The organism is Pseudomonas sp. NUPR-002 (genome assembly GCF_056322725.1).
In genome coordinates this window covers 5,581,713-5,596,128 of record NZ_CM150476.1, presented here as the reverse complement: position 1 = coordinate 5,596,128, position 14,416 = coordinate 5,581,713, and the positions used below count along the sequence as shown (strand labels likewise).

The 14,416-nt window shown below is 61.7% G+C and carries 14 protein-coding genes; 9 read left to right on the top strand and 5 right to left on the bottom strand.

Going from position 1 to position 14,416, the window contains the following annotated elements:
* Positions 1–4: 4 nt before the first annotated feature.
* The 7 genes from ACVWSC_RS25815 to ACVWSC_RS25785 are packed head-to-tail and all read left to right on the top strand — an operon-like array spanning position 5 to position 6,491.
* Positions 5–1,255: a type II and III secretion system protein family protein gene (locus ACVWSC_RS25815; protein WP_442110035.1), complete on the top strand. Its 1,251-nt coding sequence runs from the start codon at positions 5–7 to the stop codon at positions 1,253–1,255.
* The gene (locus ACVWSC_RS25810) at positions 1,252–2,442 is read left to right on the top strand and encodes a CpaE/TadZ family protein (protein WP_442110033.1); all 1,191 of its coding nucleotides are present in this window, start codon (positions 1,252–1,254) and stop codon (positions 2,440–2,442) included. The genes ACVWSC_RS25815 and ACVWSC_RS25810 overlap by 4 nt, the downstream gene beginning before the upstream one ends.
* Complete coding sequence (locus ACVWSC_RS25805; protein ID WP_442110031.1) at positions 2,439–3,710, top strand: TadA family conjugal transfer-associated ATPase; 1,272 nt, start codon at positions 2,439–2,441, stop codon at positions 3,708–3,710. Before ACVWSC_RS25810 ends, ACVWSC_RS25805 begins: the two co-directional genes overlap by 4 nt.
* Complete coding sequence (locus ACVWSC_RS25800; protein WP_442110029.1) at positions 3,707–4,588, top strand: type II secretion system F family protein; 882 nt, start codon at positions 3,707–3,709, stop codon at positions 4,586–4,588. The genes ACVWSC_RS25805 and ACVWSC_RS25800 overlap by 4 nt, the downstream gene beginning before the upstream one ends.
* A 1-nt stretch (position 4,589) precedes the next feature.
* Entirely contained in the window at positions 4,590–5,477 is an 888-nt protein-coding gene (locus ACVWSC_RS25795; RefSeq protein ID WP_442110027.1) for a type II secretion system F family protein, read from the top strand.
* 14 nt (positions 5,478–5,491) lie between these two features.
* On the top strand, positions 5,492–6,220 hold the full coding sequence (locus ACVWSC_RS25790; RefSeq protein WP_442110026.1) for a tetratricopeptide repeat protein: 729 nt from the start codon (positions 5,492–5,494) through the stop codon (positions 6,218–6,220).
* A gap of 7 nt (positions 6,221–6,227) precedes the next feature.
* A complete protein-coding gene (locus ACVWSC_RS25785; protein ID WP_442110024.1) occupies positions 6,228–6,491 on the top strand; it encodes a DUF3613 domain-containing protein in 264 nt (87 codons plus the stop codon).
* A 20-nt stretch (positions 6,492–6,511) separates the two neighbouring features.
* On the opposite strand, the gene ACVWSC_RS25780 is transcribed toward ACVWSC_RS25785, so the two are convergent.
* A complete protein-coding gene (locus tag ACVWSC_RS25780) occupies positions 6,512–7,294 on the bottom strand; it encodes a response regulator transcription factor (RefSeq protein WP_442110022.1) in 783 nt (260 codons plus the stop codon).
* Between the two features lie 132 nt (positions 7,295–7,426).
* Positions 7,427–7,897 (bottom strand): prepilin peptidase, encoded by a 471-nt coding sequence (locus tag ACVWSC_RS25775; RefSeq protein ID WP_442110020.1) that lies wholly within the window; start codon positions 7,895–7,897, stop codon positions 7,427–7,429.
* A gap of 74 nt (positions 7,898–7,971) precedes the next feature.
* On the opposite strand from ACVWSC_RS25775, the gene ACVWSC_RS25770 reads away from it, so the two are divergent.
* Both ACVWSC_RS25770 and ACVWSC_RS25765 read left to right on the top strand, forming a co-directional pair.
* On the top strand, positions 7,972–8,415 hold the full coding sequence (locus tag ACVWSC_RS25770; RefSeq protein ID WP_442110018.1) for a TadE/TadG family type IV pilus assembly protein: 444 nt from the start codon (positions 7,972–7,974) through the stop codon (positions 8,413–8,415).
* Positions 8,412–11,108 carry an ATP-binding protein gene (locus ACVWSC_RS25765; RefSeq protein ID WP_442110016.1) on the top strand — a complete coding sequence of 899 codons (2,697 nt, stop codon included), beginning with the start codon at positions 8,412–8,414 and terminating at the stop codon, positions 11,106–11,108. The genes ACVWSC_RS25770 and ACVWSC_RS25765 overlap by 4 nt, the downstream gene beginning before the upstream one ends.
* Here the strand turns inward: ACVWSC_RS25765 and ACVWSC_RS25760 are convergent.
* The 3 genes from ACVWSC_RS25760 to ACVWSC_RS25750 form a co-directional block, all read right to left on the bottom strand.
* Positions 11,093–13,051, bottom strand: coding sequence for a pilus assembly protein TadG-related protein (locus tag ACVWSC_RS25760; protein ID WP_442110014.1), 1,959 nt, complete (start codon positions 13,049–13,051; stop codon positions 11,093–11,095). The genes ACVWSC_RS25765 and ACVWSC_RS25760 overlap by 16 nt on opposite strands.
* 136 nt (positions 13,052–13,187) lie before the next feature.
* Positions 13,188–13,748: a DUF4136 domain-containing protein gene (locus tag ACVWSC_RS25755; RefSeq protein ID WP_442110013.1), complete on the bottom strand. Its 561-nt coding sequence runs from the start codon at positions 13,746–13,748 to the stop codon at positions 13,188–13,190.
* A gap of 19 nt (positions 13,749–13,767) precedes the next feature.
* On the bottom strand, positions 13,768–14,409 hold the full coding sequence (locus ACVWSC_RS25750; protein ID WP_442110011.1) for a DUF4136 domain-containing protein: 642 nt from the start codon (positions 14,407–14,409) through the stop codon (positions 13,768–13,770).
* Between the last annotated feature and the right edge of the window lie 7 nt (positions 14,410–14,416).

Genomic DNA, 14,416 nt, shown 5'->3' with positions numbered 1-14,416 from the left:
TTCAATGAGCAGTCGTTCCGTGCGGGTAATCAAGCATTTGCTGTGGGCGCTGCTGTGGGCCGGGCCAAGCGCTTCGCTGGTGCATGCCGCCAGTGGTGGCTGTGCGGCGTTGGCCCAGTTGCCTGGGGTGATCGAACTGGATCAAGGGCTGCAACAGGAGGTGCGTGCGCCGGTCAGCATCACCCGAGTAGCGGTAGGTGATTCGAAAATTGCCGACGTGCAGGCCAGCGGCGACGACGCGGTACTGCTGACCGCGTTGGCCCCGGGCGCCACCAGCCTGATGCTGTGGACCGCCTGCTCGAAAACCCCGCGCCAGGCGATGTTGTTCGTCAAAGGTGTGGCCAGCGCCGACATGGCTGAAAGCGCCTTGCCACCGTCCCAGGACCCGACCCTGCCCAGCCAGGTGCAGGCCGATATCCGCTTTGTCGAGGTCAACCGGACCAAGTTCAAGGAAGCCGGTGCGCGCCTGCTGTTCAAAGGCTCCAACAACTCGCTGATCGGCTCACCGGGGACGGTGCCGAACACCGTGGTCAGGCCTGGCCGTGTGGCTGACGCCATTACCGGAATTCCCTTGGACAATGACGTCTTCAATATCGTCTGGGGCGGTGGCAGCAGCCGCTTTCTGGCAGCGATCAATGCCCTGGAAAACAGCGGTTTTGCCTACACCCTGGCGCGTCCCAGCCTGGTGGTGCTCAGTGGTTTGACCGCCAGTTTTCTGGCCGGTGGCGAGATCCCGATCCCGGTGCCCAGCAGCGGCAGCGACAACGTGTCGATCGAATACAAGGAGTTCGGTATTCGCCTGGCGCTGTCACCAACGGTGGTCAGCCGTGATCGCATCACCCTCAAGGTTGCCCCGGAAGTCAGTGAGCTGGATTACACCAATGCCGTGAACATTGCCGGCACTTTGGTTCCGGGCCTGAAAGTACGGCGCACCGATACCAGCATTTCACTGGCCGATGGCGAAAGTTTCGTGATCAGCGGCTTGATCAGTAGCACCACCCGTTCGGCGGTGGACAAGTTTCCGGGGCTGGGTGATATCCCGATTCTTGGCGCGTTCTTCAGGCAGTCGCAGATGACGCGCGATGAAACCGAGCTGTTGATGATCGTCACCCCGCACCTGGTTCAGCCCCTGGCCGCCGATGCGCAAATGCCCAGCTTGCCGGGTGAGGGGTTACGCAACTATGACCCGAGTTGGGGCCGACTGTTCTTCCTCGAAAACGGCGACTTTGAAGGTCGCAGTGGGTTATCACAATGAGCGAAAGCCTGAGTCAGACTTTTCTCGCCATCACCCGCAATGAGGGCGACCTGCAATGGTTGCAAGGCGCCCTGGCGCCGTTGGGGCAGGTGGTCGGTGCCAGCAGTGGCAGCCTCGACGAGTTGCTGGCACTGGTTGATGTGACCTTCGCCAATCTGGTGTTCGTTGGCCTGGACCGTGAGCAGGTGGTCAGCCAGTGCGCGCTGATCGAAGGGGTGCTGGAAGCCAAGCCGATGCTGGCGATCGTCGCCCTCGGCGATGGCATGGACAACCAGTTGGTGCTCAACGCCATGCGCGCCGGTGCCCGTGATTTCGTCGCCTATGGCTCGCGCTCAAGCGAAGTGGCCGGGCTGGTGCGGCGTTTGAGCAAACGCCTGCCAGCCGTTACCAGCAACCCCAGCCTGGGCGGCCTGACGGTACTGTATGGCGCGCACAGCGCGGCCGATGGTGCATTGTTGACCAGCCATCTGGCCCGGGTGGTGCAATGCAGTGGCCAGCAGACCTTGCTGCTCGACTTGGGTTTACCCCGTGGCGATAGCCTGGCGTTGCTCGGCCTTGAGGCTTCCTTTCATTTTGGCGATGCCCTGCGCCACCTGCGGCGCCTGGACAACACCCTGATCGACAGTGCCTTCAGCCGCGAAAGCTCGGGCCTGCGCTTGCTGGCCTACGCCGAGGGCGACGAGCCCCTGGAGCGCACCAGCGCCGCCGAGCTGTACATGCTGCTCAGCGCCTTGCGTCAGCACTTCCAGCACATCGTGGTGAATCTTACCGGTCAGGCCGACTGCGAAGCGCTGCGTACGTTCGTCAGCCATTGCGACAAATTGATCTGGTACACCGACCAGAACGTGCTGGACTGTCGGCGCAACCTTGAGGTGCTGGCGCTGTGGCGGGAAAAGGGTATGAAGCTGGAGCACGCCAGCCTGCTGGTGGACCGCTACCTCAAGGGCGTGGCGCCAGACACCGAAGCCCTGAGCAAGCGCTATGGCCTGCCGTTGCTGATGGTGCTGCCCTACAGCCCCGAGGTGCGCCTGAATGCCAAGAACCAGGGATTGACCCTGTTCGAGCTGGCGCCGCGTGAAAGCCTCACCCATCAATTGCAGGCCCTGGGTGAGCGCCTGGCCCGCCGTTCCGAACACAACAAACCGGTCAGCGCGAGTTGGCTCAACCGGCTCTGGGGGCACAAATGAGTAGCATCGATGAGCTGTTCGGCGGCCCCCGGCACAACCTGGGCAACGACCCGCTTACCCTCAAGCGCGCCCTGCACCGGCACATCATCGATGCCATCGAAGACAGCGGGCGTAACTTGCTGGAAGGCTCGCGCCCGGCGCTGGCGCAGTTTGTCATGGAGCAGGTCGGGGACTACATCTCGCGTTTGCACTTGGCCGTATCGCGCTACGAGATGGAGCGTCTGGCCGAGGAAATCGTCGATGAATTGACCGGTTTCGGGCCGCTGGAAGTGTTGCTGCGCGACGCCAGCGTCACTGAAATTCTGGTCAACGGCCCGCACCGGGTGTTTGTAGAGCGCAACGGGGTGCTGCAACAAACCGACCTGCGTTTTATTGATGCCCACCATGTGGAGCGCGTCATGCAACGCATTCTGGCGCCGTTGGGCAGGCGCCTGGATGAGTCTTCGCCGATGGTCGATGCGCGCATGCCCGATGGTAGCCGGGTCAACGCGATCATCCCGCCGGTGGCACTGGACGGGCCGTGCCTGTCGATCCGCAAGTTTCGCAAAGACATGCTCAAAAGCGCCGACCTGTTGGCGACGCGCACTATCGATCACGACATGCTCGAGTTTCTCCAGCTGGCGGTGACGCGGCGTTGCAACATCCTCGTCAGTGGCGGCACCGGCACCGGCAAGACCACCTTGCTCAATATCCTCAGCCAGCTGATCAGCCCCCATGAGCGTTTGGTGAGCATCGAGGATGTCGCCGAGTTGCAGCTTGATCATCCCCATGTGGTACGCCTGGAAACCCGCCCGCCGAATGCCGAGGGCCATGGTGAGATCAAATCCAGCGAGCTGATTCGCAACGCCCTGCGGATGCGCCCGGATCGCATTCTGCTGGGCGAGATTCGCGGTGTCGAAGTGCTTGATGTGCTGACCGCGATGAACACCGGCCACGACGGCTCGATGAGTACCGTGCACGCCAACACTGCGCAGGATGCCCTGCTGCGCCTGGAAACCCTGGTCGGGCTGACCGGGCGGGTGGTGGCCGAGAAAACCTTGCGGCAAATGATCTGTGCGGCCCTCGATGTGGTGATCCAGCTGACGCGGTTGGCGGATGGCCGCCGCTGCGTCAGTGAAGTGTTGGAAGTGGTCGGCGTGCGTGATGATGTGTACGTCACCAACACCCTGTTTCGCCTTGATCGACGCGGCGGCGAGGGCTTTATGCGGGAAGCGCCGAACCCGGCGGGCGACAAGCTGCGGCGGGTGTATTCCGAGCCTTCGGCATGATAGCCGTGCTGCTGGGGCTGGTGTGCCTGGCGTTGCTGGGGCTGTCGCTGCGGCTGTTTTACAGCGGCTTGCGCAAGGCGGGCGCCGAGCGCACTTTGCAGCGCTTGGGCCGGGTGGCAGAGGCGTCACCTGCAGTGGCCACTCACCACGACTGGCTGGACCGTTTACTGCAGCGCGCCGGGCTTGAGCGGCGCAACGATCGCCTGCTGTCGTGGCTGGCGCTGTGGGCGTCGCTGTCACTGCTACTGGCCTTGGCGCTGGGGTGGCTGCCCGGCGTCCTTGCGCTGCTGGCTGGCCCACTGATGTTCCGTGTGTACCTGGGCTGGCGCTACCGTCGGCGCGTGCAACGCATGATCGAACAGCTGCCGGTGCTGCTCGATCATTGTGTGCGTAGCCTCAAAGCCGGCCGCACCTTGAGCGATGCGGTACTGGGCGCCATCGACGCTTCCCGCGACCCCTTGCACGGTGCCTTGCAGCGCGTGCGCCGCAATGTGCAAATGGGCGTCGGCATGGACGATGCCATGCAGGACCTGGCTGAACTTTATGATCAGGATGAACTGCGCCTGTTTGCCCTGGGCTTGCGTATCAACCATCGCTACGGCGGCAATGCCAGTGAGCTGCTGGAGAACCTGATCAAGCTGATTCGTGAGCGTGAGCAGGGCGCCCGGCAGCTGCGTGCGATGACCGGTGAAACACGCATGACCGCAATCGTTCTGGGCCTGCTACCGGTGGGCATGGCGGGCTATTTTCTGTTCACCAACCCCAACTATTTGCTGACCATGTGGCATGACAGTCACGGCCAGGCGATGTTGCTGGGTGCCTTCGCGCTGCAGGTGGTTGGCTGCCTGGCGTTGTGGCGCATGTTGCGGAGCCTGTGAAATGGTCTTGATGCTCAGTGCCGTCTTGTTCTTCGCCGCGTTTGTATTGCTGCTTAGCCAGTTTTTGCGTCAGCGCCGCGGCCAGCGTCTGGTGGCGCAACGGCTGCAAGGCCAGTTGGCCAGTAACGATCGCCTGGGTAACTGGGTGCAGCAGCTGGGTAGCAGCCCGGTGGCTCAACGGCTGTTGAACTACGACGGTGAAACGCGAGTGCTGCTTGACCGGGTCGGCTGGCGGCGCAGTCGGCAGCGCGCCTTGTTTGCCGCCGGCCAGTTTGCGCTGCCCGTACTGGCCTTGGGCATTGGTGTGGTGGTTGAGGAAACCTTCTACGCCGACCGGCAGAACGCCTGGCTGGTGGTGCCGTTGTGTGCGCTGGGGGTCGGCTACCTGTTGCCTAAACGCCTGTTGGCGCTGGCGGCGGCGCGACGTCAGCAGCAGATTGAGCGCGAAGTCTCGACCTTCATACCGTTGCTGCGCATCTTGTTCGAATCGGGGTTGGCGGTAGAGCAGGGGCTGCGCGTGTTGAGTCAGGAGTCGCGGCAGTTGCTGCCCGTGCTCAGCCAGGAACTGCGCTTGATTCTGGCGCGTGTCGACTCGGGCCTGGCCCTGGCCCCGGAACTGGAGAAAACCGCGCAGCTGTTGGCGGTGGATGAATTCAGCGATACCTGCGTGATCCTGCAGCAGTTGTTGGCCCAGGGTGGCGGGGCGATGAAGTCGCTGTTGGCGCTCAAGCAACTGCTCGATGATCGGCGCCTGACGCGCATGCAGGAGCGCATTTCGAAGATGTCCGGAAAAATGTCGATGGTGATGATGGTGTTTCTGTTTCCCGCCTTGCTGATCGTGCTCGCCGGTCCCGGCTTCACGGCATTGGCCAAGGCAATGGGCTCGTGAGTGGAGGAGCATGGATGAAAGCAGTCTTGGTAGTCATGAGCCTGATGTTGCTTGGCGGTTGTGCCACTGATGGCAGGGCACCGTGGTTGGCGCTGGCCGGTGGCAATGCCAGTTGCGCCAAGCCTGATGCGAGTCAGGAACTGGCCTTGAGCATGGCCGACGAGATGCTTGGCGAAGGTCGCCCGCATGCCAGCCTGGCGCACCTGGAGACGCTGCCTGCGGACATGGCGCAAGTGCGTCTGCGCAAGGCCAAGGTGCTACGCCTGCTCGGGCGCAGCGAGGCCGAACCGTTGTACCGCAGCCTGCTCGGTGGCTGCCTGGCGGCTGAAGCTGAACATGGCCTGGGGCAGTTGTCTGCCGCGCGTGGCGATAACCTGCAGGCCCAGCGTCATTTGTTGCGCGCAGTGCGCCTGGCGCCGACCGACGAGAAAATTCGCAATGACCTTGGCGTGGTCTACCTCAACCAGGGCGATGTCGAGCAGGCGCGTTTCGAGTTCCTCACCGCCATCGAGCTTAAAGACAACAACAGCCTGGCGGCGGTCAATCTGGTGAGCTTGCTGTTGTATCAGGACAAGTGGCAGCAGGCCGCCGATCTGGTGTCGCGCTTGCACCTGAGCGCGGCTCAATTCAACGAAGCCCAGTCGCGTGCCGAGCAATTGAAAAAGCCCGGCAAGCTGCCAGCGGTGCGCGCCGATCGGGTCGCAGCGCTACCGTCCGCCGCTTCCACTTTCGGCCAACAGTGAGGTGCTTATGAAAGTTGCATGGTTACTGCTGCTGGCTTGCGCTGCTTTGCCGTTGACCGCGACGGCGATCGAGGAGCAAGCCTCGGCCGAGGCACAATCGCTCACCGAAACCTGGTTGCAGCTGCAGGCGCGCAACCAGAAGGCCTCGAAAACCCCGCAAACGGCCACCCCCAAAGAGCGCGAACAGAGCATGCAGCGCTGGCTGGACAGCTACAAATATGCGATTCCCGACTTCTATCGCTGGGAATCTGTGGGCGCGGCCGATAAATAAGCCGATACGTTGCGGCGCGGCTAGTGCGACGTATGGCGCAGATACAGCGGCGAATGGCTCGGTGACAGGGCCAGTGCCAACTGTGTGCGGTTATGCATGTGGGTCAGGCGTAGCACCTGCGAGACATAGAGCTTGACGGTGTTTTCGGTGATGCCCAGTTCGCAGGCAATCTGATAATTGGTCTTGCCTTTGCCGACCAGCCGCGCGACTTCCAGTTGGCGCGGTGACAGCTTGGCGAATATGGCCGGCAGGCTTTCGCTGTCGGTTTCGTTTTCGATGTCGGTGGCGCGACGATGTGCACCCTGGCCGCGGGCTTTCTCCAAGTCCTGGTACAGGTCGTCGATGGAGTCGGCGAGAAACTGCAGTTTTTGATTGAGGGTGCCCAACTGCTGGACGTTTCGTTGGCGCTCCTGCAATTCCACTTCCTGGCGCTGAACACCTTCAAGCAGCTCGTTGAGGTCTACCGGCTTTTGGTAGTAGTCGGCAAAGCCTGCGCGCAAGGCCCTGATCACATCCTGCTTGTGCGCCTGGCCCGTGAGCATGATGGCTTCGAATATTCGCTGTTGCCCGGCAATGATCTTCAGCGCGTCAAACATTGCGATGCCATCGAGCTCGGGCATATGCAGGTCGCACAGCAGCAAGCCGATCGCGGGGTCAGCGGCAAACCGTTCGATGGCTTCGGTACTGGAGTGGCACGGCACGCAGCGGTAGCCGTTGTTCTGCAGAAATTCACACAGTTCTTCGACGATCAACGGTTGGTCATCGACGACCAACACCTTTACCTCACTGACAGTCTTGTTCACACGCTACTCCCTGTTCAGAAGCTGCATCGTCCTGGTGGCACTGTAGAAAGTAGACGTAGATTGCCAGTCTGTACACGTGCTGTGCGCTGGTTATCGCGGGGCAAGCCCGCTCCCACTGCCCCCCTATGGCGGCTAATGCGTCCACACCGCAGCAAGCACAAACCCCGCCAGAATGAACGGCGCAAAGGGCTGTTTATTTGACGAGTCCTCGGTCAGCGCCTTCAGGCGGTTCTTAACCTTCTGACTTAAAAGGGACCATAGCCAGCGGCGGCTGGCCAGCCAGATCAACACCGAGACGCCGGCGCCGATAAACGTCCCCAGCACGTACATGCGATCGGTTGCCAGGGCCAGGGCGGCGAGCAGCTTTACATCGCCTGCGCCAAAACGGCCAAGCATGTAGCCAGGCAGGGTCAGGAGCATGACGATGGCCAAGGCCCAGCCGCCTTCACTGGCATCGGCGCCGATCCAGGTGTGCCCGGTTATGAACAGGTAGGCCAAGGCACATGACGCCGCGCCGAGGGTCAAGGTGTTGGCAATCTGGCGCTCTCGCACATCTTGTTCAGCGCACAAGGCAAGCCACAACAGCAGGACAATGCTTTGCATTGGCGAAATGCATCCCTTTGTGGTGAAAGATTCTATGCTGACTATCAGGTGTCACTGTCAGGGTAGACGCGATCATGAAAGCAAGCTTGGCCAGGCGGCAAAAAGGCGCTGCAGCGTTGGAGTTCGTTGCAGTATTCGTGATCTTCTTCGCGGTATTTTATGGGGTGGTGGGCTACGGTCTGCCGATGCTCATGCTGCAATCGTTCAACCAGGCCAGCAGCGAAGCGGTGCGCCGCTGCGTTGCCCTGGACCCCAGCAGTGCCACTTACGGCGCCGATGTCCAGGCGCTGGCGCAAAAGGTGGTCGGCGAGCAGTTGGCGTGGATGCCCGACTCGTTGAAATTCAAATTCGCCAATGATGTTCGTATCACCTTGTCGCAGGAGCACCTGCTGACGGTGAAGATCGATTACGCCAAAGCTAAGCTGACTGCCGTGCTGCCGGTCATCGACCTGCCGCTTATCGGTGAAGTACCGCGACTGCCCGCGAGCCTCAAGGCCGAAGCGAGTCTGCAACTTTGAGCGGCGGGCCAGGCTTGTTCGAGCGTTGGCGTGGGCGTTCCACTGCGGCTCCGGTAGAGCCGGAACAGCCGCCCAGTGTGCCCGCGGTGGGGCTGCAGCTGTGGCTCGACGATACCGCCCGAGTGCTGCGCATGGCTGGCCCTTTGCGTTGCGCGCTGGCCTTGCCGGCGCACGCTGAGGTGCGCTTGCAGGACTGCGTGCAACCGCACAGTTTGCTGGTGCTCGAAGGTGAACCGCCGGACTGGCAGGCGCAACCGTTGGATCTGGACTTCAAGGCCGCCGCTGGCGGCACCTTGCATACCCGGGGCTGGTTGCAGGGCCAACCAGGCCAGTGGATGTTGCAGCTGTTCGACATCGGCGACCTGCTGCAACACCGCCAGCAGTCACACAATGCAGAGCGGCAGCGTCATTTGACCAGTCACCTGGCGGCGGAACTGCGCGATTGCAGCATCGAACGTCTGCCCCAGGTGGCCCAGGAACAATTGCAATGGCTGGTGCGTCATTGGCGCGCCTCTGCTGGGCGGATTCTGCTGCAGGGCGAGCAGGGCTGGCAGACGTATGCCAGCAGTCATGATCCCGTGCATTGGCCTGCGGATGAACTGCTCGGGCGTTTGCTCGAGCGTCAGGTGGCGGGGCAGGTGGTCTCCAGCATCAGTCACGCAGAGCTACACGCGTTGATGCCACAAGCCGACACGTATGTGTTGCCGTACGCACAGGGGCACATTGTTCAGGCCTGGCTGATCTGTGTCGGTCCGCTGGAAGCCTTGAATGCGGCAGACGCACTCAACGCCTGCGCGGCCTACGCCGAGCCGCTGGTCAGCCGTTTGGCCGCGTTCAATTTGCAGCAGCAGTCCGAGCGGCTGGACAGTTTGCAGCTGCAATTGGGCGCGGGTTGGTGGCAATGGCGCTGTAGTGAATCTTCGTTGCAGGTGGACCCCGGGCTGGCGCAAAGCCTGGGGATACCGGCGCGACTAACCCTCGGCCAATGGCTGAGCCGGGTGCACCCGGCTGATCGCGAAGCTGCGCAGCTGGCGCTGGGCGAGTTGCAGCGCGAGGGGTGTGCCTTGCACTTGAATCTGCGCTTGCTCGACCACAACCTGGCGGCCAATCCACGTTGGTATCGCTTGTGTGGGCAAGTACGCGGCAGTGGTCAGCAACGTCGGGTGCAGGGCTTCATGCTCGACATCAGCGATATCAAGCACCAGCAGTCGCAAGCCAGCGCAGCCCAGGCGCGCCTGGAAAACCTGATCGCCAGTTCGCCAGCGGTGATCTACATCCAGCGATACGCCGAAGGTGCCCTGCAGGCCGAGTTCTTCAGTGCCAGCCTGCAACCGATGCTGGGTTGGGAAAGCACAGGTGAGGCGCCGCTGCAGCCTGGCCAGTGGGTGCATCCTGAGGATCAGGCGCTATGGCTGGCACGCACCCGCACCCTGTTGCGCGAGGGACAGATTCGCAGCCGCTATCGTTTGTGTGACCGCTATGGCGGTTATCACTGGGTGCTCGACGAGGCGCGGCTGTTGCGTGATGACCTTGGCCTGCCGGTGGAGGTGGTGGGAATCTGGCTGGACGTGACCGAAGCCACCGAAGCGGCTGAACGCATGCGTGAGAGTGAAGAACGCTACCGAGTGCTGGTAGAAGATTCGCCAGCAATGATCTGCCGCTACACGCCGGAGTTGAACCTGGTGTTTGGTAACCAGCCGTTGGCTGACTATCTGGAATGTACGAGCGCAGAACTGGCCGGCATGAACCTCGGCCAGTGGATGTCGCAGGCGCAGCGCGACGCCTTTGTCGAGCGGGTGGCAGCGCTGAGTGTCGAGCAGCCCGTAAGCACTGCAGAGATCTGCCTGGAGCTGCCAGGGCGCGAACACGCCTGGTGGGTGTGGTCCGATCGCGGTTTGTTCGACGAGCAGGGCCGGCTGTTGGAAGTGCAGGCGGTAGGCCGCGATAACACCCAGGTTCGACGTACCCAGCAGCAACTGATGCAGAGTGCCAAGATGGCGACCCTGGGTGAGATGGCGACCGGCCTCGCTCATGAGATCAACCAGCCGCTGAACGTGATGCGCATGGCGGTGGTCAACGCCCTCAAACGCCTGGAAAACGGCGACGTGCAGGCGGACTATCTGCAAGACAAGCTCAAGCGTATCGATGCCCAGGTGCTGCGTGCTTCGCGGGTGGTTGATCACATGCGGGTATTCGGCCGCCGCTCAGCGATCGAGCAGCACCTTTTCGAGCCCTGGCAGGCGGTGGAAGGGGCCCTGTCATTGCTTGCCGATGGCTTGCGCAGTAAAGGTGTGGATCTGCGGGTTGAAACAGCGCCACCACAAACGTTGGTGATGGGGCATCAAGATCAGTTGGAACAGGTGTTGATCAACTTGCTGGTCAACGCCCGTGATGCATTGCTGGAGCAACGTGCACAGCAGCGCGAGCTACAACCCTGGATTGCCTTGCGCATGGAGGCAGATGAGCGCCAGGTACGGCTGCTGGTCGAGGACAACGGTGGCGGCATTGATCCGCGCCTGCTCGAGCGCATCTTCGAACCGTTCTTCACCACTAAGCCGGTGGGCGTCGGTACCGGCTTGGGCTTGTCGGTCAGCTACGGGATCATCGATGCCATGGGCGGTTGCCTGAGTGTGGATAACGCGGTTGATGGCGCGCGTTTCTGTATCGAGTTACCGGTTCATAGCACCAGCTGAGCCCGGGTGCTGGAGCAGTCGAGGTTGGCACCGACCTCGACCTTGACCAAGTCGATCCCCAGGACTTTCAGCAAGGCGTTGAGCAGAGGATCGACCAATGGGCTGAGCAGGCCTTTGATCAGCGGTTGCAGGATCGCTTTGACGCCGTTCAGTACGTTACTCCCCAGCACTAGCACACTGCCCAGAATATTGCCATTGAGTGGCCTGTAAGCCTGCAGCTCGATGCCTGCGATGGTGCCATCCAGACTGCTGACGACATTGTTGGCGCTGGTGCTCAGATACGCGGGTGGCTGGTTGATTGCCGGCGGCGTGTGGTCTGGGGGTAAAAACTTCAGATCGGTTGGATTGCTGCCTACCAGCGACGTATTGACCTTCAAGCCGATGCCGCCACCGGCAAAGGGAATGCGTGGGTCGCAGGAGCCTAAAAGCCCGAGCAGAAAGCGGCATTTTTGGGTGCTGATATCAATCAAGGGCAAGGGCGTGACTGCCGCGACACCGGTTTTTTTGCTGATGTCGGTGCTGAAGAAATCATCCCGGTTCTTGAATTGGCCGATGGCAAGATCCGCGGCTGAACTCTGGGTGCTGGCGGTGAGCGATTTCTCCGGGTTGCAGCTGTAGCGGCTGATCCTGCTGTTGGCCCTGGCCACCTGTACACCGACATCCAGGCTGACGGTGCCGGGCAGCAATCGTATGTCGCTGTAAGTGCATTCATTGGCCAGCAAACAGGTCAAGGATTGCACGGTACCGGCCAGATTCAGACTGAGCAGATTGTTCAGCAGGTTGGTCAAGGGCGTGGCGAGGTTGGTGACCGCGTTGAGCAGGCCGGCAATGCTCTCCAGTATCGGCAGATCGAGAGAGACCAGCGCTCGCACCTGCGCGGTGTGGACGTTGATGTCGTCGGTTTGTGGGTTGCCAATGGCCGAGATCTGTTGTGGCTCGATGACTTTCAGGCGCACTTTGCCATTGACCAGGCCCAGCACGCTGATCGGCATTTCAACCACGGCTGCGTTGTTCTTACTCGACAGCAGAATCACGCTTTGCACCAGGTCGAGCACTTGCAGGGTGGCATCCAGCCCGGCTTTGGTGGTGCCGGTTTGCAGGTCGAGAATATCGCCCAGGTGCAGTGTTTTGCTGTTGTCGGATGCCAGTGAAAGCTTGGCCAGGTTGCTGACCACTTCAACACTGGCACCGCCTTTTTGCAGGACTTTGACGGCGGCGTCGATCATCTTTGTGGCCGTGGCGTCGGCACGCAGCAATTGCTGATAGTCGCCAACATCCGCATGAACACCGATGGCCAGTTGGTCGAGGTAACTGAGCAGGTTGATCTGGGTGTTGGCCAGACCTTGCCAGCCGGCGACGTCGAGCTGCAGGTGGCCGCCGAGGGGGTCTACCAGGGCGTTGAGTAGTGCGGACTTGCGTGAATCGATGCTCGCCAGGGTGCTGCGAATACGCAGCATGGCTTGCGGTGGTTTTGGCGTTGCAGCGATGGCGCTGGCGCTCAGGGTTGTCGTGTCGGGCACCTTGTTGCCATTGGCCAGCGCCCATATCCCTGCAGCTACGCTGGTGGTGACTTGCGTGCTGGCAATCACCCTGATGGCTTCGTTGCGGGTGCTGTCGATGCTGAAGCGCCGCAGGCTGTTGCTGCCGGTTTTCAGGGTGCCGCAGGTGGTGTTCAGGGTCTGCCCGGCGTTCAGTTCGAAGCCGTTGCGAGTAGCGCCCGCTCGGGCCACTGCCTCGGCCTGCGGGCCACTGCCGCTGCACACCGCCTGTTGGCCAGCGGCTTCCAGGGCTGCCATGTCGACGATACGTTGCAAGCGTCGTTGTTCCAGGTACAGCCGACTGCTATCGATCACCATCAACATGAACAGCAGGCCCATGCCCAGGGTCAGGGCCGCCATCAAGCCGATTGCACCGCGTTGGCGTGCGGGAAAGCGAGAGGACACGCGCACTCCTTTGCCGGCGCAGAGGCCGTCGAAAGCGTGTAGGAGCGGGCTTGCCCCGCGATGCGATTTGACTGAAAAAACGCATCACGGGGCAAGCCCGCTCCTACAGTGTAGTCACGATGGTGGCTATTGGCCTTTAGCGTGGTGGGTAATTCGACAGGGCGTTGGTCACCGTTTTCTGAATCGCGCTGGCGCGTTCTTCGGGGCTTGGCGGGTAGTTGTTCATGATCTGTTCGGCACTGCCGCGCCACACCAGCTTGCCGTCGTTGGCGTCGAACATGTCCACCTGAATGGTCGCCACTTTGTAGTCGACGCTACGGGTTTCGTTGTACATCGGGCCGCCCCAGTAGTTACCCCAGTAACCGCCCCAGGCACCGCCGTAGTTGGTGGTGATCTGCTGCTGACGCTGCTCGACGATCAGGTAGGTTTGCACGTTCAGATCAGCTTTGTTGTTGCCCTGGACCGGGCGCAAGCCGCGTTGGTCAAGCTGGCCCGTCACCGCCTGGCGAATGCGCTGCTCGGTCAGGTCACTCTTGATCCGCGGATCATCGGGACGGTACTGCAGCGCCGGTTCCTGCCAGGCCCAGCTGCGGTAGGCGGTAAAATCGCGGCTGGCGTCGTAGTCCTGGGTGGCTTTGTTGCTCTGGCAAGCACTGAGCAACACCATTAGCGAGAGTAAAGCGAGACGGCGCAACATGATGGATCTCCAATTACCTTTAGCTGGGAGGATAGCCGTTGAGAGCCTTTTTCACCGATTCACGCAGGGCTTTCTCGCGTTCGCCCTGTGAACCCTGGCTGTCGGTCTCGGCGCTGGCACTCCAGACTGCCTGACCGTCGCGAGCGTCATACAAATCGACCTGCACCACCATGACCTCGACTTCATAGGTGCGGACCAAGGGCACACTGGCATACGCCCCATAACCGTTGTTGTAGCGACCCATTCCGGCGTAGCCGCCATAACCATAGGGGTAGTAGGGGTAGCCACCGTACGGGTAGTAGTCGTCACGCACCTGGCGCAGGCGACGTTCCAGGCGCAGGTTGGCGCTGACCAGCAGGTCGCCCGCCTGGCCATTGCGCGCTGGGCGCAGGCCATGCTGGTCGAGGGCATTGCTGACCGCTTCGGCCAACTGTGCCGGCTCGGCCAGCGCGCTACCGGCTGGCAACTGATCGTTGTGCCAGGTCCAACTGCGGTAGCGGCCAAAGTCCCGAGGTGCTGCCGGGTAAGCGCTGGCATCGAAGGTGTTGGCGGCGTGCGGGGGTGCCGGAGGCAGAGGGCGGGAGCTGGCGACATAAGGGTTGGGGCTCTGGCAGCCTGCCAACACCAGGCACAGCAGGCTCAGTGGCAAACGGTACGACATGTCACCC